Below are 20,124 nucleotides of genomic sequence, written 5' to 3' on the forward strand. Positions count from 1 at the left end.
TGGGCCATTGTGCGCATCCCCGCTGAGGGCGTGTCAGGTGTACGGGCGGGAAGCCGTGTTGGCGGCAGCCTCGCGTGCCCGCCCGTAGTGGCGGGCCACCCGCGCGCGGTTCCCGCAGGCGGGGGTGCACCACTCCTGCCGTCCGTGGCTGCGGATGAAGTACCGGGCACAGCGCGGCGCGTGGCAGGCCCGCAGGTGTTCGCGCTGCGGCCCGCTCAGGAAGTCGACGGCGTCGCGCGCCAGCAGGGCGATCAGCCGCACGCGCGGATCGGCCTCGGCCGACGCCAGCGTGGCCGTGGGCGTTCCTTCGGCGGGCCAGTGGAGCTGCGGCACCACCAACTCCCGTGCGGAGGCGGCGTTCAGAGCGGCCAGGGCCTCGTCGGCGGGCATCAGACGGTGAGCGTCGACCGGGCTGGGCGGGGCGGGGCCGACCGCCCGTGCGAACAGGGTCCGTACCGCCCGGCGCACCAGGAGGACGGCCTCTCTCAGCTCCTCGTCCACGACGAGCTCTCCGATGCCGCCGACACCCCTGGCCTGGCGGCGGAGCCACCGGGCGGTCGCCTCGACCGATTCCAGCTCGTCGAGGACACCGCCGTCCCCGCCGTGGCGGATGGTGCTCGCGAGTGCTGTCACGGGCCGCTGTGCCATCGGTGGCTCCCCTCGCCGCCTTGGTGAACGCGTGCACACTCCAGCCTAAAGTCCTGATGGGCAATGCGAGACATGCGTCAGATGGCGAGGGTGGGGGGGCGGTCACACCCTTGAACCCGCCATTCCGCTTCCTGCTCAGGGTTAATCTCCGGCACCGCGGGTGATCGTGTGCGATGATTTGCGCGCCCCCGGTCGCCGACCGTACGGACCGACCGGCCGGCGTCCGCCCCCGCCCCGCCCTCAGAGGCGGCACGCGGTGCGCACCACTTTTTCTTGATGCACGATCACATCGAACGCAGGCCGGCGGGGTACAGAGAGCCGGTAAAGCGCTGCGACCCCAAGGACAGACAGCCATGACGACCGCCTCCCTGCCCCAGCACCAGGACCTCTTCCTGGAGCCCCGCTTCGCCGTGGACCCGACCGCGCCGGACGAGGACGAAGAGTTCGACGCCGCGTACGAGGCTCTGCCCGCGCCCACGACCTCGGCCAGGGAGCCGGAGCGGTCCCACCACCGCCCCCGCCGCCGCTGACCCGGACGCCAAAGCCCCGGCCGCCGCTGACCCGCGCGACAAGCCCTGGTCGCGGTTGACCTGGACGACGACGAGCCCCCGGTCGCCGGGGAGCGGGCTTGCCGCGCGGGTTCGCGCCCCGCAGGTCCGTCACGGCTGCGCGGCCCCCTTGCGGCCCCGGCGCGGGCCGCGCCGCCTCGCCACGGAGCTGGCCGTTCCGCGCGCCTCCGCCCCGTTCCGTTCCGGAGCGAAAGCCGCTGGAGGCCGTGGCGGCGGGACGGTAGGCTCCCGTTCCATGTCCAGCCCCGAGTCCGACAGACTCCGGCCACCGGTGCGCCGGTGGCCGTGTTCCCGCTGAGCGTCGCCGGCTGACCCTTCAGGTCCCCGGCCCCCTTCGCCACGGTTCCACGTCCCCCGGCCCACCGCGGGTGCGGGCCGTTCCCCTTCCGCGTACGCGCTGATCCATCGCCGTACGCGGGGTTCGTGCCGACCGGCCGACCACCGGCACACCGCCGGCCGGTCGCCGCCGGGCACGTCTCCGCGCCGCCCCTTCAGGCCCGGCCCTCTCCGGCGCTCCGGAAGCAGTCCGCCAGGCCCGTCCGGCTTCGGCGGCGGGCGTCCGCGCGACCCGTATCCCGCACTCCGGTCTGTCTGTCCACGCGACGGTTCCGTCCAAGGGGTACCCACCCATGCCATTCGCCGTATACGTCCTGGGGCTCGCGGTCTTCGCCCAGGGCACCTCCGAATTCATGCTGTCCGGGCTGGTCTCGGGCATCGCCGCCGACCTCGGCGTCTCCCTCTCCGCCGCCGGTCTCCTCACCTCGGCGTTCGCCGTCGGGATGGTCGTCGGCGCGCCGCTCATGGCGCTGGCCGGCCGCACCTGGCCGCGCCGCCGCGCCCTGCTGTTCTTCCTCGCGGTGTTCATCGCCGTCCATGTCGTCGGCGCTCTCACCCCGAGTTACGGAGTGCTCCTGGCGACCCGCTTCGTCGGGGCTCTCGCCAACGCGGGTTTCTGGGCGGTGGCCCTGACGACCGCCGTCGCGCTGGTCCCCGACCGGCTGAAGGGCCGGGCCACGGCCGTGGTGGTCGGAGGGGTGACGATCGCCTGCGTGGTGGGCGTCCCGGCCGGAGCGGTGCTGGGGGAGCACTGGGGGTGGCGGTCCGCCTTCTGGGCCGTCGCGCTCGTCTCCCTGCCCGCCGTCGTCGCGGTGCTGCGTTCCCTTCCCGGCGGCCGGAGCACGGAGGAGGGCGCCGCGCCCGTGCCCGTACGCGACGAACTGCGCGTGCTCACCGGCCCCCGGCTGCGGCCCGTGCTGCTGACGATGGCCCTGGTGCAGGGGGCGACCTTCTGCGCGTTCTCCTACCTGGAGCCGCTGCTGACCCGCGAGACGGGCCTGGGGGCGGTCTGGGTGCCGGTGGCCCTGGCCCTCTTCGGGGCGGGGGCGTTCGCCGGGGTCACGGTGGCGGGCCGGTTCACGGACGCCCACCCCGTCGCGGTCGTCGCCACGGGTATGACCGCGCTCGTCGTCGGCTGGACGGCGCTCGCCCTGACGGCGGGCCGCCCGGTGTTCGCGCTGGCGCTGATCCCGCTGCTGGGCCTGCTCGCCTTCGGTACGGGTACCGCACTGATCACCCGGGTCCTGGGGCTGGCTCCCGGAGCGCCGACGCTGGCCGGGGCCTTCTCGACGGCGGCCTTCAACCTCGGGGCGACGGTGGGCCCGTGGGCGGGCGGCCTGACGCTGGACGCCGGGCTCGGCTACCGGGGACCCGTGTGGGTGAGCGCCCTGCTCATGGCCCTGGCCCTGCTCACGGCCGGAGCGGGGTGGCTGGTACGCCGGGCGCGGGGGAGTGCGCGGGGCCGTACGGGTGGGCGTGCGCGGGGCCATGCGGAGGTGGAGGCGGGGCACTGAGGCTCAGGTACGTGAGGGGCCGCACGTGCCACTCGATGTGCCGCCCTTTGCGGAGCATCAGAGTGAACCCGCAGTCCTCGCCCCGGTGCAGGGCACCGAGCGCGTGCACCCAGCCGCCCTGCTCGGCCCAGTGGAGGGCTCGCCCCGCTTCGTGCGGGGCGAGCCCGAGGACGTGGCTGGAGCGGAGCTGCACGCGCAGGACCCGGATGGCGTCGCGGGGGGTGGCCAGGACGCGCAGGTCGACGGGTTCGGGGACGAACCCGTTGGCAGGCCCGTACCGCAGGACCTCGTACCGGAACCCGCACTGCCGCTGGGCCTGAACGAGGGGGTGGGGGCGGGGAGAAGTGCGCATGGTCGACCGTCCGATCGCAGCGTCCGGGGCACCGGGCGCTCCACAGGGCGGCCCGGTCCAACGTCGGTGACGGTAGCGTCACGCGCAGCTACGGCGCAACCATGCGCCGGTACAAATATGCTGGCTCATACGTGCGAAGGCCCTCCACCGCGGGGTGGAGGGCCTTTGTGGCGAGGAGAGTTCGGACCGCCCTACTGGGCGAAGTGGTCGAACTCGCCCGCCTTGACACCCTTGATGAACGCGGCGAACTTCTCGCGGGAGGTGGCGGTCACGGTGCCGGGGTCGTCACTCTCGCGCATGAGGATCCGACCGGCCTTCTCGGTGATCTCCACGCACTGGTCCTGTGAGGCGGAGAAGGAGGACTTCTGCCACTCAAGTGCTTCGTTCATGCGGGGAATTCTCACATATCCCGTGCGAGGTGACGGACGAAGCTCCGCGACTCCACTGGGTCCAGAGCGACCGTCTGTCCCAGGTCGAGGAGGAGGCGGAAGCGGTGCAATTCGGCCTCCGCGTCCAAGTAGAACGTGCGCGTAGGGGCGTCAATGTGCACGGTGTCGAGCTGGGGCACCACGCCGCCCGCGTACAGAGCGGTGTGGGTCATGTCCACACTCTGCTCACTGGAAAACGTGATGACGCGCAGGGAGACGTTGGGCCGGTCCGTTGCTTCCAGCAGGTGTTCCAACTGGGCACGCGCGACCTTGCGTCCGCCCACCCGCATCCGCAGCGCCGCCTCGTGCACGATGGGCGCGAACTCCGGCGGGTCCTCCCGATCGAGAATGCCCGCCCTCCGCATGCGGTGCTCCACTCTGGCCTCCACCTCGTCATCGGGCAGCTTGGGCAACGCCAGCCCGAACATCGCCCGCGCGTACTCGGGTGTCTGGAGCAATCCCGGCATGTTCACCGGTTGGAGGCTCCGCATGTAGCGCGCGTGGTGCTCCAGCTCTGCGATGTCCAGGAATCCGGGCGGCAGCACCCCGCGGTACTCGTCCCACCAGAACTGCCCCCGGTGCTCACGGGATATCGCGCACAGGGCGTCGATCAGTGCCTCGTCGTCGCAGGCGTAGAAGCTCGCCAGCCGGCGGATGCGCTCCTCGCTGATACCGCTGCGTCCGGCCTCGATGTTGCTGATCCTGGCCTGATCGGTCGAGATGCGCCCGGCGGCCTCGCGGGCGGTCCTGCCCGCGCGCTCCCGAAGCTTCCTCAGCTCGGCGCCCAGGCGGACCTGGCGAGCGGTCGGGTTGTCCCTTGGTGGCATGTCACCTTCCCCTGTCTGCGTGTGCAGTGTCGCAGGGCTCGGCGCGGCCGACCGTCCGTTCGCCCATGCGAGTGAACGAGGTGAGTGCATTCTTGTTCCGGAACATTTATTGACCCTAGCCTGCCTCGGAGACCGATGCGCCGGGCATCGACGCCGAAGTGCAGCCGTATGCGGGGGGCTTGACCGGTACCTGTATGCGACCGGAGCCACGGTGGCCGACCGGAATGGCGCACCCATCGACTCTGGCTCACGTAGGGAGACCTCCATGCCGGCCGCTATCGCGCCACCTGCCCCGTTCCCGTACGTCCCCCCGTCCTGCGAGGGCTATCAGCTCGCGATGCCCAACTCCGCCGTCGCCGCGAAGATCGCGCGGGACTTCGTCGGGGCGCTGCTCCGGAGCGGCGCGCACTCCGGGGTCGCGGACGACGCCCGGCTCTGCGTGAGCGAGGTGGTGGCCAACGTGTACTGCCACACGCGGTCGAAGCTGGTCCGGGTCGAGGTCCTGGTGGGCCGGGAACAGGTCTCGGTCCACGTGACCAACGACTACGTGGGTCCGCCGCCCGAACCCCTGGCCCGCCCGGAGGGCGAGGGCGGGCGCGGCCTCCTCGTCGTCAACGGCCTGGCCACCAGCTGGGGGAGCACCACCCGCAAGGTGAAGTCCCGGCGCACCAAGACGGTCTGGTTCGTCCTGGCCCACCCCGAGCCCCGTTCGGTGCCGGCATCCGCCCCCGACCGCGAGTCCCCGTAGCGGCAACGGCGGAAGCCGCCGCCCCCGAGCGGGGGAGCGGCGGCCTCGGCCGTGCACCGGGGCGCCCGTGGGCGCTTGTGAATCAGAGAACGCGGACCGCGCCGGTCGGCCGGTCGTAGTCCATGGAGCGCTGCACCGTGCCGGTGCTGGAGTTCTGCGCGCCGACGAACTGGCCGCCGCCGACGTAGATCGCGACGTGGTAGGCGCTGCCCGCGCCGCCCCAGTAGAGGATGTCGCCGGGCTGGAGGTTGTCCAGGGAGACCTGCGTGCCGTAGGTCGACTGGGCCTGGGAGACGCGCGGCAGGTCGATGCCCGCCGTGCGGTAGGCGGCCTGGACCAGGCCCGAGCAGTCCCACGCGTTCGGGCCGGTGCCGCCGGAGACGTACGCGTCGCCGACCTGGGCCTTGGCGAACGCCACGATGGAGGCGGCGGAGCCGCTCACGTTCGAGGAGGAGGACGGGGCGGAGGCAGAGCTGTCCGAGGAGGAGGAGCCCGAGGTGCCGGTGGAGGCGCTGAGCGTGGTGCGCTCGGTGGACCGGGAAGCGCGCTCCGCACGCTCCTTGGCCTCTTCCTCCGCCTTGGCCTTCGCGGCGGCTTCGGCCTTCTTCTTGGCCTCGTCCTTGCGGACGGCCTCGGCGTGGGCCTTCTTGGCCGTCTTCGCGGCCTTCTCGGCCGCGGCGTCCTGGTCCGCCTGCTTCTCCATGTCGAGCGCGAGCTGCTGCGTGGCCTCAGCGGAGGCGGCAGCGGCGGCGGAGAAGCCGGAGGCGATGGTGGGCATCTCGATCGTCTGGGTCACCGGCTCGGCCTGGGCCGGACCGGCGGCACCCGCGACCGCGATGGTGCTGAGGAAGCCACCGGCAACTCCGGCTCGCAGAGCCGTCTTCGAGGCGCGCTGGCGGGGCTTCCGGTGGCTGGGTATGTGAGCGGTGTGGGACATGGGTACTAGCGCTATCAGGGCTGTAGGGGTCCCATCAAGAAACGTGTGTTGCGACACAGTTACGTTCGGAATCTCCGAATCCGCTTTCTGGGCGCCTTTATTGACGCCGTAACGGGCAAATCGGGCAGGCGCGATCAAGGCGGTGATCACCGCCTTTCGGCAATACGCCCGAATTGCCCCTCGCTTACCACCCGTTCACGCCGATGGCCAAGCCCGCTTTTCTGTGAAGCCGCCGAGTGTGGCGCAGGTCACGGCGCGGGTCGGCCGGTCCGGGCAACCCGCGCGGGTGCGGTCCGCGTCGCCCCTCCCCGCCCCGGCCGGCCGGTGGAGTTCGGGTCACCGGTCCGTGAGGTGTGCGACCTGACCGGCCGTGAGGTGCTCGCTCCCGACGGTCCGAGGTGTCGCTCCCCGGAACTTCGTGAATGCGCGCACATGTCCGCATCGGTCCCCGCTGTCGCTCGTCCGGGTGGGTGTGAGGATCGAGCGGAGCCCTTATCACCTCGCGGGCGCCCACCGCCAATTTGCTTGTAGTGGCTGTCCATTGATAGCGCACCACGCCTTTGACCAGCGGTAACACCGTCGAATGTCACGTCTCGTGATCACTCGGCCGCTTCGCGTACGAAGATCACCGCTCATACGACTTCATGATCCTTCGTCAGGTGGTGGAGATCACAAAGTCGTTACCGCACCCCGTGTCGCAGATCACAGGGGGCCAGGCATAGGATGCGGGGCAGTCGGGCTTGTGAACTGCCTCACATGTGCACGATCTTGGTGAGGCGGCGAGCCGGTCGCCCGATGCGGTCCACAGGTCAAGGACGACTGGAAGGAGCGAGGAGCGTGAATGCCTACGCGCCCATCCTCGTGCTCGGCGCCCTCGGGGCAGGGTTTGCGATCTTCTCCGTGGTCATGGCCACGCTTATCGGCCCCAAGCGGTACAACCGGGCAAAGCTCGAAGCGTACGAGTGCGGCATCGAACCCACCCCGACTCCCGCCGGAGGCGGCCGCTTTCCGATCAAGTACTACCTGACGGCGATGCTTTTCATCGTCTTCGACATCGAGATCGTCTTCCTCTATCCCTGGGCGGTCTCGTTCGACGCCCTGGGGATCTTCGGGCTCGTGGAGATGCTGCTCTTCGTGCTCACCGTCTTCGTCGCCTACGCGTACGTATGGCGTCGCGGCGGCCTGGAATGGGACTGAGGGGCTGAGGGGCACACCATGGGACTCGAAGAGAAACTGCCGAGCGGCTTCGTTCTGACCACGGTCGAGCAGGCCGCGGGCTGGGTGCGGAAGTCCTCCGTCTTCCCGGCCACGTTCGGACTGGCCTGCTGCGCCATCGAGATGATGACGACCGGCGCCGGCCGCTACGACCTCGCCCGGTTCGGGATGGAGGTCTTCCGCGGATCGCCGCGCCAGGCCGACCTGATGATCGTCGCGGGACGGGTCAGCCAGAAGATGGCGCCCGTCCTCCGGCAGGTCTACGACCAGATGCCGAATCCCAAGTGGGTCATCTCCATGGGGGTTTGCGCGTCATCGGGCGGTATGTTCAACAATTACGCCATTGTGCAGGGTGTTGATCACATTGTCCCGGTCGATATCTATTTGCCGGGTTGTCCGCCACGTCCTGAGATGCTGATGGACGCCATCCTCAAGCTCCACCAGAAGATCCAGGGCACCAAGCTCGGGGTCAACGCGGAGGAGGCCGCCCGCGAGGCGGAGGAAGCGGCCCTCAAGGCACTGCCCCTGATCGAGATGAAGGGGCTGCTCCGGTGACCGAGAACCCCCACGCGAACGGCGGCGAGGGCAACGCCGTACCCGCCCCGCGCGACACCGCCGGCGAGGTCATCCGCGTCCGCAAGGGCATGTTCGGCGCGAACAACGGCGGCGACACCTCCGGCTACGGCGGCCTCGTCCGCACCATCACCCTGCCGGGTGCCGCCTCGCGGCCGTACGGCGGCTGGTTCGACGAGGTGGCCGACGAACTCGAAGGGGCCCTGGAGGAACAGGACCTCCTCCCCGGGAACGCCATCGAGAAGACCGTCGTCGACCGCGACGAACTGACCTTCCACATCGCGCGCGAACACCTGGTCCAGGTCGCCCGCACCCTGCGCGACGACCCCGCCCTGCGCTTCGAACTCTGCACGGGCGTCAGCGGCGTCCACTTCCCCGGCGACACGGGCCGCGAGCTGCACGCCGTCTACCACCTGCGCTCGCTCACCCACGGCCGGATCATCCGGCTGGAGGTCTCCGCCCCGGACAGCGACCCGCACATCCCGTCGCTCGTCACGGTCTACCCGACCAACGACTGGCACGAGCGTGAGGCGTACGACTTCTTCGGGCTCATCTTCGACGGGCACCCGGCCCTCACCCGGATCATGATGCCGGACGACTGGCAGGGCTTCCCGCAGCGCAAGGACTACCCGCTCGGCGGCATCGCCGTCGAGTACAAGGGCGCCCAGATCCCGGCTCCGGACCAGCGGAGGTCGTACTCCTGATGACCACTCCCCATGCAACGCCCCGTGCCACGACCGAGGGGACTGTATATACAGTCACCGGCGGCGACTGGGACGAGGTCGTCGAATCCGCGGTGAAGTCCGACGACGAGCGCATCATCGTCAACATGGGCCCTCAGCACCCGTCGACGCACGGCGTGCTCCGCCTCATCCTGGAGATCGACGGCGAGACCGTCACCGAGGCCCGCTGCGGCATCGGCTACCTCCACACGGGCATCGAGAAGAACCTCGAATTCCGCAGCTGGACGCAGGGCACCACCTTCGTCACGCGCATGGACTACCTGACGCCGTTCTTCAACGAGACGGCGTACTGCCTGGGCGTCGAGAAGCTCCTCGGCATCGAGGAGCAGATCCCCGACCGGGCCACCGTCCTGCGCGTCCTGCTGATGGAGCTCAACCGGCTCTCCTCGCACCTGGTCTGCATCGCCACCGGCGGTATGGAGCTGGGCGCGACCACGATCATGATCTACGGCTTCCGCGATCGTGAACTGGTTCTCGACCTCTTCGAGCTGATCACCGGGCTTGCGCATGAACCACGCGTTCGTCCGCCCCGGCGGCCTCGCCCAGGACCTGCCGCCGGGCGCGGTCGACCAGCTGCGCGAGTTCGTGAAGACCATGAAGAAGAACCTGCCGGAGTACGACAAGCTCGCCACCGGCAACCCCATCTTCAAGGCCCGCATGCAGGACGTCGGCTACCTCGACCTCGCCGGCTGCATGGCGCTCGGCGCCACCGGCCCGGTGCTGCGCTCCGCCGGACTCCCGCACGACCTGCGCAAGACCGACCCGTACTGCGGCTACGAGACGTACGACTTCGACGTCCCGACCGCCGACACCTGCGACTCCTACGGGCGCTTCCTCATCCGCCTGGAGGAGATGCGCCAGTCGCTGCGGATCATCGAGCAGTGCATCGAGCGCCTGGAGCCGGGGCCGGTCATGGTCGCCGACAAGAAGATCGCCTGGCCCGCACAGCTCGCCCTCGGCCCGGACGGACTCGGCAACTCGCTCGACCACATCCGGAAGATCATGGGTACCTCCATGGAGGCCCTGATCCACCACTTCAAGCTGGTGACCGAGGGCTTCCGGGTCCCGCCCGGCCAGACGTACACCGCCGTCGAGTCCCCCAAGGGCGAACTCGGCGTGCACGTCGTCTCCGACGGCGGCACCCGCCCCTACCGGGTCCACTTCCGTGACCCGTCGTTCACCAACCTGCAGGCCATGGCGGCGATGTGCGAAGGCGGCCAGGTCGCCGACGTCATCGTCGCCGTCGCGTCCATCGACCCCGTGATGGGAGGCGTCGACCGGTGACCACCTCACGCCAAGACGTCAGTCTGGGGATGCCGCAGCTCCCCGCCGCCCCCTACCCGGCCGAGGTGCGCGCCCGGCTCGACGCGGACGCGAAGGAGGTGCTGGCCCGCTACCCCGGCAGCCGCTCCGCCCTCCTGCCGCTGCTGCACCTCGTGCAGTCCGAGGAGGGGTACGTCTCCCGTACGGGCATCGCCTTCTGCGCCGAGACGCTCGACCTCACCACCGCCGAGGTCACCGCCGTCGCCACCTTCTACTCCATGTACCGGCGCAGGCCGAGCGGCGACTACCAGGTCGGCGTGTGCACCAACACGCTCTGCGCGGTCATGGGCGGCGACGCCATCTTCGACACGCTCAAGGAGCACCTCGGGGTCGGCAACAACGAGACCACCGAGGACGGCAAGGTCACCCTCGAACACATCGAGTGCAACGCCGCCTGCGACTTCGCGCCCGTCGTGATGGTCAACTGGGAGTTCTTCGACAACCAGACGCCCGAGAGCGCCACGCGGCTCGTGGACGACCTGATCGCCGGCCGCACCGTCGAACCCACCCGCGGCGCGCCGATCTGCTCCTACAAGGAGACCGCCCGCATCCTGGCCGGTTTCCCCGACGAGCGCCCCGGCGCCGTCGAGGCGACCGGCGGCGCGGGCCCCGCCTCCCTCGTCGGGCTCAAGCTCGCCAAGGGCGAGGCGCTCCCGAAGGCGCGCGTGGTCTCCCCGCGCGACGGGCAGCCCAAGGCCACCCCGCCGCACGACCCTTCGCCGTCCGAGCACCTCAGCTCGCACGCCCGCCCGTCACCCGACCCCCGCCCCTCAACGAGTCCCTCCGGGACACCGAACACCTCGCAGCAGACCTCGGCCTCCGACCCGGAGCACCCGGCCGGGCCCGCAGCCGAGGAGGGGGAGTGATGACCTTGGCCGCCGAGATCCACAACGGGACGAGCCCCGAGAAACTGCTCGCCCCCGTGCTCTCCGCCTTCTGGGACCAGCCCGAGTCCTGGACCCTGGAGACCTACCGCCGCCACGAGGGGTACGAGGGCCTGCGCAAGGCGCTCGCCATGGACCCCGACGACCTGATCGCGTACGTCAAGGACTCCGGTCTGCGCGGACGCGGCGGCGCCGGCTTCCCCACCGGGATGAAGTGGCAGTTCATCCCCCAGGGCGACGGCAAACCGCACTACCTCGTCGTCAACGCCGACGAGTCGGAGCCGGGGACCTGCAAGGACATCCCGCTCCTCTTCGCCAACCCGCACAGCCTCATCGAGGGCATCGTGATCGCCTGCTACGCGATCCGTTCCTCGCACGCCTTCATCTACCTGCGCGGTGAGGTCGTCCCCGTACTGCGGCGGCTGCACGAGGCGGTCCGGGAGGCGTACGAGGCGGGCTATCTGGGGACGGACATCCTCGGTTCGGGACTCGATCTGGAACTCACGGTGCACGCGGGCGCCGGTGCGTACATCTGCGGTGAGGAAACCGCGCTGCTCGACTCCCTCGAAGGACGGCGCGGCCAGCCCCGGCTGCGTCCCCCCTTCCCCGCGGTCGCCGGTCTGTACGCCTGCCCCACCGTGGTGAACAACGTCGAGTCCATCGCCTCGGTTCCCGCGATCCTCAACCGGGGCAAGGACTGGTTCAGGTCGATGGGCAGCGAGAAGTCCCCGGGCTTCACGCTCTACTCGCTCAGCGGCCACGTCACCAGCCCCGGCCAGTACGAGGCCCCGCTCGGCATCACGCTCCGCCAGCTCCTCGACATGAGCGGCGGCATGCGGGCCGGCCACCGGCTCAAGTTCTGGACGCCGGGCGGCTCCTCCACCCCGATGTTCACCGAGGAGCACCTCGACGTCCCCCTCGACTACGAGGGCGTCGGAGCCGCCGGTTCCATGCTCGGCACCAAGGCGCTCCAGTGCTTCGACGAGACGACCTGCGTCGTGCGGGCCGTCACCCGCTGGACCGAGTTCTACGCCCACGAGTCCTGCGGCAAGTGCACGCCCTGCCGCGAAGGGACGTACTGGCTGGTCCAGTTGCTCCGCGACATCGAGGCCGGCAAGGGCGAGATGGCCGACCTCGACAAGCTGAACGACATCGCCGACAACATCAACGGCAAGTCGTTCTGCGCGCTCGGCGACGGCGCGGCCTCGCCGATCTTCTCCTCGCTGAAGTACTTCCGCGAGGAGTACGAGCAGCACATCACCGGCAAGGGCTGCCCCTTCGACCCCGCCCGGTCCACGGCCTGGGCCGACGACAAGAACACCGACGGCAAGAACGCTCACCGGGGGGTGAACGCATGACAGTCACCACGAGTGCGCCCTCCGGGGGCGGCGAGGCGGCCATCCCGCCCGAGGACCTGGTCACGCTGACCATCGACGGCATCGAGATCAGCGTCCCCAAGGGGACCCTGGTCATCCGCGCCGCCGAACTCCTCGGCATCGAGATCCCGCGCTTCTGCGACCACCCGCTCCTCGACCCCGCCGGCGCCTGCCGCCAGTGCATCGTCGAGGTCGAGGGGCAGCGCAAGCCCATGGCCTCCTGCACCATCACCTGCACCGACGGCATGGTCGTCAAGTCGCAGATCACCTCTCCTGTCGCCGAGAAGGCGCAGAAGGGCGTGATGGAGCTGCTGCTGATCAACCACCCGCTGGACTGCCCCGTCTGCGACAAGGGCGGCGAGTGCCCGCTCCAGAACCAGGCGATGTCGCACGGCGACGCCGACTCCCGGTTCGAGGGGAAGAAGCGGACCTTCGAGAAGCCCGTCCCGATCTCCACCCAGGTCCTCCTGGACCGCGAACGGTGCGTGCTCTGCGCCCGCTGCACCCGGTTCTCCAACCAGGTGGCCGGCGATCCCATGATCGAGCTGATCGAGCGCGGCGCGCTCCAGCAGGTCGGCACCGGCGAGGGCGACCCCTTCCAGTCGTACTTCTCCGGCAACACCATCCAGATCTGCCCGGTCGGCGCGCTCACGTCGGCGGCGTACCGGTTCCGCTCCCGCCCCTTCGACCTGGTCTCCACCCCCTCGGTGTGCGAGCAGTGCTCGGGCGGCTGCGCCACCCGCACCGACCACCGGCGCGGCAAGGTCGTCCGCCGCCTCGCGGCCAACGAGCCCGAGGTCAACGAGGAGTGGGTCTGCGACAAGGGGAGGTTCGGCTTCCGCTACGCCCAGCAGCGCGACCGCCTCACCACCCCGCTCGTCCGCAACGCCGGGGGTGAGCTGGAACCGGCGAGCTGGCCCGAGGCGCTGGAAGCCGCCGCGGCCGGACTCCTCGCCGCCCGCGGCCGTACCGGCGTCCTCACCGGCGGCCGGCTCACCGTCGAGGACGCCTACGCGTACAGCAAGTTCGCCCGCGTCGCCCTCGGCACCAACGACATCGACTTCCGCTCCCGCGTCCACAGCGCGGAGGAGGCCGACTTCCTGGCCGCCCGGGTCGCCGGACGCGGCCTGGACCTGGACGGCGAGGGCGTCACGTACACCGCGCTGGAGAAGGCCCCCGCGGTCCTCCTCGTCGGGTTCGAGTCCGAGGAGGAGGCCCCCGGCGTCTTCCTCCGGCTGCGCAAGGCCCACCGCAAGGGCGGGCAGAAGACCTTCGCGCTCGCCTCGCACGCCACGCGCGGCCTCGTGAAGGCGGGCGGCACCCTGCTGCCCGCCGCCCCCGGCACCGAGACCGAATGGCTCGACGCGCTCGCGGGCGGCGTCGGCCTGGAGGCCGAAGGGGCCGCGGCGGCCGAGGCGCTCCGCACCGAGCACTCCCTGATCATCGTCGGCGAGCGGCTGGCCGGGGTGCCCGGCGCCCTGTCCGCCGCGATCCGTACCGCCGCCGCCACCGGCGCGCGCCTGGTGTGGATTCCGCGCCGGGCGGGTGACCGGGGCGCGGTCGAGGCCGGCGCCCTGCCCACGCTGCTGCCCGGCGGCCGTCCGGCCACCGACCCGCGCGCCCGCGACGAGGTCGCGGCGCTGTGGCGGCTGGCCGAACTGCCCTCCCGCCACGGCCGCGACACCGGCCAGATCGTCGAGGCCGCGGCCACCGGCGAACTGGGCGCGCTGCTCGTCGCCGGGGTCGGCGTCGAGGACCTGCCCGACCCGGCCCGTGCCCTCCAGGCGCTGGACGAGGTCGGCTTCCTGGTCTCCCTGGAGCTGCGGCCGAGCGCGGTCACCGCCCGCGCGGACGTGGTCCTCCCGGTCGCCGCCGTCGCGGAGAAGTCCGGCACCTTCCTCAACTGGGAGGGCCGGGTCCGGATGTTCGAGGCGGCGCTCAAGCCCGAGCAGATGACCCGGACGCTCGCCCCGACCGACCTGCGGGTGCTGCACATGCTGGCCGACGCCATGGACGTGCACTTCGCCCTGCCGGACCTGGCCTCCGCCCGCCGCGAGCTGGACCGGCTCGGCGGCTGGGAGGGCGGGCGCGCGGACGACCCGCGCGAGGGCGCGCGGCCGCTGCCCCGCCCCGGCGACGGCGAGGCCGTCCTCGCGGGCCACCGCATGCTGCTCGACCTCGGGCGGCTCCAGGAGGGCGACACCGCCCTCGCCGGGACCCGGCACGCGGCCGTCGCCCGGCTGTCGGCGGCCACCGCCGCCGAGACCGGCGTCAAGGACGGCGACCCGCTCGCCGTCACCGGCCCGGCCGGGACCGTCGAACTGCCGCTCGCCGTCACCGACATGCCGGACCGGGTGGTCTGGGTGCCGCTGAACTCGGTGGGACGCGGCATCCCCGCCGACACCGGCGTGAACCCGGGCGGCCTGGTGCGGATCGGCCCGGCCACCGCACCGGGCGCACCCGTCGAACCATCGGAGGTACGAGCGTGACTGGCCTCGCCGCACTCACGACGGCGCCCGAGGGCGTCGTCCTCGCCGCCGAGGATCTCTCGATGTTCGGCACCGACCCCTGGTGGCTGGTGGTCGTCAAGGCGGTCTTCTGCTTCGCCTTCCTGATGGTGACCGTGCTGTTCTCCATCGTGTGGGAGCGCAAGGTCGTCGCCTGGATGCAGCTGCGCATCGGCCCCAACCGCCACGGCCCCTGGGGCATGCTCCAGTCGCTCGCCGACGGCATCAAGCTGATGCTCAAGGAAGACGTCATCGTCAAGCGGGCCGACAAGGTCGTCTACGTCCTGGCGCCGATCGTCGCGGCGATCCCGGCGTTCATGGCGATCGCGGTCATCCCGTTCGGCCCCGCCGACAACCAGGTGTCGATCTTCGGCCACCGTACGGCGATGCAGCTCACCGACCTGCCGATCGCGATGCTCTACATCCTCGCGGTCGCCTCGGTCGGCATCTACGGGCTCGTCCTGGCGGGCTGGTCCTCCGGATCGACGTACCCGCTCCTCGGCGGTCTGCGCTCCTGCGCCCAGATGATCAGCTACGAGATCGCCATGGGCGCCGCGTTCGCCTCCGTCTTCCTCTACTCCGGGTCGATGTCGACGTCGGCGATCGTGGAGGCGCAGGCGGACCGCTGGTTCGTCGTCCTGCTGCCGGTCTCCTTCATCATCTACATCATCACGATGGTCGGGGAGACGAACCGCGCGCCGTTCGACATGCCGGAGTCCGAGGGCGACCTCGTCGGCGGGTTCAACACCGAGTACTCCTCGATCAAGTTCGCGATGTTCATGCTCGCCGAGTACGTCAACATGGTCACCGTCTCCGCGGTCTCCGTGACCCTCTTCCTCGGCGGCTGGCGGGCCCCGTACCCGGTCAGCACCTTCTGGGAGGGCGCGAACCAGGGCTGGTGGCCGATGCTCTGGTTCGTCCTCAAGGTCCAGCTGCTGCTGTTCTTCTTCATCTGGCTGCGCGGCACGCTCCCGCGGGTCCGTTACGACCAGCTGATGAAGCTCGGCTGGAAGGTCCTCATCCCGGTCTCCGTGGTCTGGCTGATGCTCGTCGCCACCGTCCGCGCCCTGCGCAACGAGGGCTACGACTTCTCCCGGATCGTGCTGTACGTCGGGGCGGCCGTGATCGCGGTCCTGCTGATCTCCTTCGTCGTCGACATGTTCCGCGACCGGAAGAACCGGGCCGAGGCGGAGGCGGCCGGACCGGAGCCCGCCTTCGACCCGATGGCGGGCGGGTTCCCGGTGCCGCCGCTGCCCGGCCAGACCCTGCCGCCGGTGCCCAGGCGCACTCCACGGCGCGAGCGGGAGCTCGTTGTCAGTGGTGGGCCGGATACTCAGAGTGACGGAAACGCGAGTGACGGAAAGGAGGCCGGCGGTGTCTGAGAAACCAGAGCTCACGGGCTCATCGGGATCCGCTGGGTCCTCGGGCCGGGCGGAGGGATCGGGGGAGAAGTTCCAGAACCCCGTGGCCGGCTTCGGCGTGACCTTCAAGGCCATGTTCAAGAAGCGGCTCACCGAGCAGTATCCGGAGACGCCGAAGGTGACGGCGCCCCGCTTCCACGGCCGCCACCAGCTCAACCGCCACCCGGACGGCCTGGAGAAGTGCGTCGGCTGCGAGCTGTGCGCCTGGGCCTGTCCCGCCGACGCGATCTACGTGGAGGGCGCGGACAACACCGAGGAGGAGCGCTACTCCCCGGGTGAGCGCTACGGCCGCGTCTACCAGATCAACTACGCGCGCTGCATCCTGTGCGGGCTGTGCATCGAGGCGTGCCCCACCCGCGCGCTGACGATGACGAACGAGTTCGAGCTGGCCAACACCACCCGCGAGAGCCTCATCTACACCAAGGACGAGCTGCTCGCGGGCCTGGAGGACGGCATGGTCGACAGCCCGCACGCGATCTACCCCGGCATGGACGAACAGGACTACTACCGGGGCCTGGTCACCGAGGCCGCCCCCGGCACGGTCCCCCAGCCGGCCGTCTCGCGGGGCGAGCCGGACAAGCTCGACGAGGACCCCGTCGAGTCCACCCGCGCCGCCGACGCCACCCGTCCGGGCAAGGGGGTGGACGCGTGAACGCGCTGGCCGCAGCCACCGCCACCTCCACCGGCGAGGCCGTCCAGTTCTGGATCCTGGGCACCGTCGCCGTGATCGGCGCGCTCGCCACGGTCCTGCTGAAGAGGGCCGTGCACAGCGCGCTCTCGCTCGCCGGCACCATGATCGTCCTCGCGGTGTTCTACCTCGCCAACGGGGCGTACTTCCTGGGCGTCGTCCAGATCGTCGTCTACACCGGCGCGATCATGATGCTGTTCCTCTTCGTCGTCATGCTCGTCGGCGTCACCGCGGCGGACTCCCTCAAGGAGACCCTGAAGGGCCAGCGCTGGATGGCCCTCGGGTGCGCCCTCGGGTTCGGCGTCCTGCTGATCGCCGGCATCGGCAACGCCTCGCTCTCCACCTTCAACGGGCTCGGCACCGCCAACGCCCGGCACGGGGGCAACGTCGAGGGTCTGGCCAACCTCATCTTCACCAAGTACGTCTTCGCCTTCGAGATCACCGGCGCCCTGCTGATCACCGCCACGGTCGGCGCGATGGTGCTCACCCACCGCGAGCGCACCGAACGGGCCAAAACCCAGCGGGAGATGGCCGAGCAGCGGGTCCGCGAGGGCAAGCACCTTCCGCCGCTCCCCGCCCCCGGCGTCTACGCCCGGCACAACGCGGTGGACATCCCCGGTCTGCTCCCCGACGGCACGCCGTCCGAGCTGACCGTCATGCAGACGCTGCGGGAGCGCGGCCAGGTCCGCGACGTCTCGCGGAAAGCCCTCGCCGACCTCAAGGCCCTGGAGCAGCGCTCCGGGGAGCGGCTCGGACGCGAGGACGCGGACGCCGTGGCGCGCGGGGCCGGTCCCGCGTCGGCGGCGGAGAATTCGGAGGCCGCCCAGTGAACCCGGTCAACTACCTCTACCTCGCGGCCCTGCTGTTCGCGATCGGCGCCTCCGGGGTGCTGATCCGGCGGAACGCGATCGTGGTGTTCATGTGCGTCGAGCTGATGCTCAACGCCTGCAATCTGGCGTTCGTCACGTTCTCCCGGATGCACGGCAACCTCGACGGGCAGATCGTCGCGTTCTTCACGATGGTCGTCGCCGCGGCGGAAGTCGTCGTCGGACTCGCGATCATCGTGTCGCTGTTCCGCTCCCGCCACTCGGCCTCGGTCGACGACGCCAGCCTGATGAAGCTGTAAGGGGTCGGAAACGTGGAGAACCTGATTGCGCTGCTCGTCGCGGCGCCCCTGCTCGGAGCGGCGGTCCTGCTCTGCGGCGGCCGTCGGCTGGACAGGACCGGCCACTGGCTCGGTACTGTCCTCGCCGCCGCCTCGTTCGTCGTCGGACTGATCCTCTTCACCGACATGCTGGGGAAGGGCGCCGAGGACCGGGCCCTGCACCAGCACCTGTTCAGCTGGATTCCGGTGGAGGGCTTCCAGGCCGACATCGCCTTCCAGCTCGACCAGCTGTCGATGACGTTCGTCCTGCTCATCACCGGTGTGGGCACGCTGATCCACATCTACTCCATCGGCTACATGGAGCACGACGAGCGCAGGCGCCGCTTCTTCGGCTACCTGAACCTGTTCCTCGCGGCGATGCTCATCCTGGTCATCGCCGACAACTACCTGCTGCTGTACGTCGGGTGGGAGGGCGTCGGTCTGGCGTCGTTCCTGCTCATCGGCTTCTGGCAGCACAAGCCCTCCGCGGCCACCGCCGCGAAGAAGGCGTTCCTGGTCAACCGGGTCGGTGACGTCGGCCTGTCGATCGCCATCATGCTGATGTTCACCACCTTCGGCACCTTCGCCTTCGGGCCGGTGCTGGAGTCGGCGGGCGAGACGGGCCAGGGCAAGCTGACGGCCATCGGGCTGATGCTGCTGCTGGCCGCCTGCGGCAAGTCGGCCCAGGTGCCGCTGCAGTCCTGGCTCGGCGACGCGATGGAGGGCCCGACCCCGGTCTCCGCCCTCATCCACGCCGCGACCATGGTCACCGCCGGCGTCTACCTCATCGTCCGCTCCGGCGCGATCTTCAACGCCGCCCCGGACGCCCAGACGGTCGTCGTCATCGTCGGCGCGGTCACGCTGATCTTCGGTGCGATCGTCGGTTGCGCGAAGGACGACATCAAGAAGGCGCTCGCCGGCTCGACGATGTCGCAGATCGGCTACATGATCCTGGCCGCGGGCCTCGGCCCCATCGGCTACATCTTCGCGATCATGCACCTGGTGACGCACGGCTTCTTCAAGGCCGGTCTCTTCCTCGGCGCGGGCTCCGTCATGCACGGCATGAACGACGAGGTCGACATGCGCAGGTACGGCGGCCTCCGGACGTACATGCCGGTCACCTTCGTCACCTTCGGCCTCGGCTATCTGGCCATCATCGGTTTCCCCGGCCTGTCCGGCTTCTTCTCCAAGGACAAGATCATCGAGGCGGCCTTCGCCAAGGGCGGCGCCGAGGGCTGGATCCTCGGCTCCGTGGCCCTGCTGGGCGCCGCGATCACCGCGTTCTACATGACGCGCGTGATGCTGATGACGTTCTTCGGCGAGAAGCGCTGGCAGCCGGACGCCGAGGGCCACGAGCCGCACCCGCACGAGTCCCCGAAGTCGATGACGATCCCCATGATCGTGCTGGCCTTCGGCTCGGTCTTCGCGGGCGGGTTCTTCGCGATCGGGGACCGGTTCATCACCTGGCTGAAGCCGGTCACCGGTTACGACCACGGGCACTCCCCGCTGAGCGCGGCCACCGTCACCGGAGCCACCGTCGTGGCCCTGGTCGTCGGCGTCGGCATCGCCTGGGCGATGTACGGGCGCAAGCCCGTCCCGGCCGTCGCCCCGCGGGGCTCGGTCCTCACCCGGGCCGCCCGCCGCGATCTCCTCCAGGACGACTTCAACCACGTGGTCCTGGTCCGCGGCGGCGAACACCTCACCCGCTCGCTGGTCTACGTGGACCACTCCCTGGTCGACGGCGTCGTCAACGGCACGGCCGCTTCGGTCGGCGGGCTCTCCGGCCGGATGCGCAAGCTCCAGAACGGCTACGCCCGCACCTACGCGGTCTCGATGTTCGGCGGTACGGCGGTCGTCATCGCCGCGACCCTGCTGATGAGGGCGGTCTGAT

At 70.5% G+C, this 20,124-nt stretch carries 19 protein-coding genes and 1 pseudogene; 15 read left to right on the forward strand and 5 right to left on the reverse strand.

The genetic code is table 11. The annotated features are described in order from the left end of the window. Window positions 1-33 precede the first annotated feature (33 nt). Window positions 34-648 carry an ABATE domain-containing protein gene (locus QFZ71_RS17705; RefSeq protein WP_307669181.1) on the reverse strand — a complete coding sequence of 205 codons (615 nt, stop codon included), beginning with the start codon at window positions 646-648 and terminating at the stop codon, window positions 34-36. Between the two features lie 353 nt (window positions 649-1,001). Here QFZ71_RS17705 and QFZ71_RS17710 point away from each other — a divergent pair, with 353 nt between their 5' ends. Together QFZ71_RS17710 and QFZ71_RS17715 are read left to right on the forward strand one after the other, a co-directional pair. Further along, window positions 1,002-1,178, forward strand: a complete 177-nt coding sequence (locus QFZ71_RS17710) for a hypothetical protein (protein WP_307669182.1) — start codon at window positions 1,002-1,004, stop codon at window positions 1,176-1,178. Between the two features lie 668 nt (window positions 1,179-1,846). Further along, a complete protein-coding gene (locus tag QFZ71_RS17715; protein WP_307669183.1) occupies window positions 1,847-3,067 on the forward strand; it encodes a Cmx/CmrA family chloramphenicol efflux MFS transporter in 1,221 nt (406 codons plus the stop codon). Here QFZ71_RS17715 and QFZ71_RS17720 read toward each other — a convergent pair. The 3 genes from QFZ71_RS17720 to QFZ71_RS17730 all read right to left on the reverse strand — a co-directional run bounded on the left by QFZ71_RS17720 (window position 2,964) and on the right by QFZ71_RS17730 (window position 4,674). After that, the gene (locus tag QFZ71_RS17720) at window positions 2,964-3,419 is read right to left on the reverse strand and encodes a hypothetical protein (protein WP_307669184.1); all 456 of its coding nucleotides are present in this window, start codon (window positions 3,417-3,419) and stop codon (window positions 2,964-2,966) included. The two genes, QFZ71_RS17715 and QFZ71_RS17720, sit on opposite strands and share 104 nt — an antisense overlap. 191 nt (window positions 3,420-3,610) lie before the next feature. Continuing rightward, window positions 3,611-3,808, reverse strand: coding sequence for a DUF397 domain-containing protein (locus tag QFZ71_RS17725; RefSeq protein ID WP_307669185.1), 198 nt, complete (start codon window positions 3,806-3,808; stop codon window positions 3,611-3,613). Window positions 3,809-3,819: 11 nt separating this feature from the next. Next, window positions 3,820-4,674 (reverse strand): helix-turn-helix transcriptional regulator, encoded by an 855-nt coding sequence (locus QFZ71_RS17730; RefSeq protein WP_307669186.1) that lies wholly within the window; start codon window positions 4,672-4,674, stop codon window positions 3,820-3,822. A 265-nt stretch (window positions 4,675-4,939) separates the two neighbouring features. On the opposite strand from QFZ71_RS17730, the gene QFZ71_RS17735 reads away from it, so the two are divergent. Continuing rightward, complete coding sequence (locus QFZ71_RS17735) at window positions 4,940-5,422, forward strand: ATP-binding protein (protein ID WP_307669187.1); 483 nt, start codon at window positions 4,940-4,942, stop codon at window positions 5,420-5,422. 82 nt (window positions 5,423-5,504) lie between these two features. On the opposite strand, the gene QFZ71_RS17740 is transcribed toward QFZ71_RS17735, so the two are convergent. Then, window positions 5,505-6,359 (reverse strand): C40 family peptidase, encoded by an 855-nt coding sequence (locus tag QFZ71_RS17740; protein ID WP_307669188.1) that lies wholly within the window; start codon window positions 6,357-6,359, stop codon window positions 5,505-5,507. 837 nt (window positions 6,360-7,196) lie between these two features. Between QFZ71_RS17740 and QFZ71_RS17745 the strand changes: the two genes are divergently transcribed. From QFZ71_RS17745 to nuoL, 12 genes and pseudogenes are all read left to right on the forward strand, one after another. Next, window positions 7,197-7,556 carry an NADH-quinone oxidoreductase subunit A gene (locus tag QFZ71_RS17745; protein WP_003967084.1) on the forward strand — a complete coding sequence of 120 codons (360 nt, stop codon included), beginning with the start codon at window positions 7,197-7,199 and terminating at the stop codon, window positions 7,554-7,556. An 18-nt stretch (window positions 7,557-7,574) separates the two neighbouring features. Then, window positions 7,575-8,129: an NADH-quinone oxidoreductase subunit B family protein gene (locus QFZ71_RS17750; protein WP_030112935.1), complete on the forward strand. Its 555-nt coding sequence runs from the start codon at window positions 7,575-7,577 to the stop codon at window positions 8,127-8,129. Continuing rightward, window positions 8,126-8,851: an NADH-quinone oxidoreductase subunit C gene (locus QFZ71_RS17755; RefSeq protein WP_307669189.1), complete on the forward strand. Its 726-nt coding sequence runs from the start codon at window positions 8,126-8,128 to the stop codon at window positions 8,849-8,851. Before QFZ71_RS17750 ends, QFZ71_RS17755 begins: the two co-directional genes overlap by 4 nt. After that, window positions 8,851-10,174, forward strand: a pseudogene (locus QFZ71_RS17760) (NADH-quinone oxidoreductase subunit D). Before QFZ71_RS17755 ends, QFZ71_RS17760 begins: the two are co-directional and overlap by 1 nt. A gap of 29 nt (window positions 10,175-10,203) precedes the next feature. Then, window positions 10,204-11,079 carry an NADH-quinone oxidoreductase subunit NuoE gene (gene nuoE / locus QFZ71_RS17765; protein WP_307669190.1) on the forward strand — a complete coding sequence of 292 codons (876 nt, stop codon included), beginning with the start codon at window positions 10,204-10,206 and terminating at the stop codon, window positions 11,077-11,079. Then, window positions 11,079-12,455: an NADH-quinone oxidoreductase subunit NuoF gene (gene nuoF / locus QFZ71_RS17770; RefSeq protein WP_307669191.1), complete on the forward strand. Its 1,377-nt coding sequence runs from the start codon at window positions 11,079-11,081 to the stop codon at window positions 12,453-12,455. Before nuoE ends, nuoF begins: the two co-directional genes overlap by 1 nt. Next, a complete protein-coding gene (locus tag QFZ71_RS17775) occupies window positions 12,452-14,962 on the forward strand; it encodes an NADH-quinone oxidoreductase subunit G (RefSeq protein ID WP_307669192.1) in 2,511 nt (836 codons plus the stop codon). The genes nuoF and QFZ71_RS17775 overlap by 4 nt, the downstream gene beginning before the upstream one ends. Next, window positions 14,959-16,362 (forward strand): NADH-quinone oxidoreductase subunit NuoH, encoded by a 1,404-nt coding sequence (gene nuoH, locus QFZ71_RS17780; protein WP_307669193.1) that lies wholly within the window; start codon window positions 14,959-14,961, stop codon window positions 16,360-16,362. The genes QFZ71_RS17775 and nuoH overlap by 4 nt, the downstream gene beginning before the upstream one ends. Next, window positions 16,355-17,053, forward strand: coding sequence for an NADH-quinone oxidoreductase subunit NuoI (gene nuoI, locus QFZ71_RS17785; RefSeq protein WP_307669194.1), 699 nt, complete (start codon window positions 16,355-16,357; stop codon window positions 17,051-17,053). The genes nuoH and nuoI overlap by 8 nt, the downstream gene beginning before the upstream one ends. Continuing rightward, window positions 17,050-17,919 carry an NADH-quinone oxidoreductase subunit J gene (locus QFZ71_RS17790; RefSeq protein ID WP_307669195.1) on the forward strand — a complete coding sequence of 290 codons (870 nt, stop codon included), beginning with the start codon at window positions 17,050-17,052 and terminating at the stop codon, window positions 17,917-17,919. The genes nuoI and QFZ71_RS17790 overlap by 4 nt, the downstream gene beginning before the upstream one ends. Then, the gene (gene nuoK / locus QFZ71_RS17795) at window positions 17,916-18,215 is read left to right on the forward strand and encodes an NADH-quinone oxidoreductase subunit NuoK (RefSeq protein WP_307669196.1); all 300 of its coding nucleotides are present in this window, start codon (window positions 17,916-17,918) and stop codon (window positions 18,213-18,215) included. Before QFZ71_RS17790 ends, nuoK begins: the two co-directional genes overlap by 4 nt. A 12-nt stretch (window positions 18,216-18,227) precedes the next feature. Beyond that, window positions 18,228-20,123: an NADH-quinone oxidoreductase subunit L gene (gene nuoL, locus QFZ71_RS17800; RefSeq protein ID WP_307669197.1), complete on the forward strand. Its 1,896-nt coding sequence runs from the start codon at window positions 18,228-18,230 to the stop codon at window positions 20,121-20,123. Window position 20,124: the final 1 nt, after the last annotated feature.

This window comes from Streptomyces sp. V2I9 (assembly GCF_030817475.1).
GTDB lineage: Bacteria > Actinomycetota > Actinomycetes > Streptomycetales > Streptomycetaceae > Streptomyces.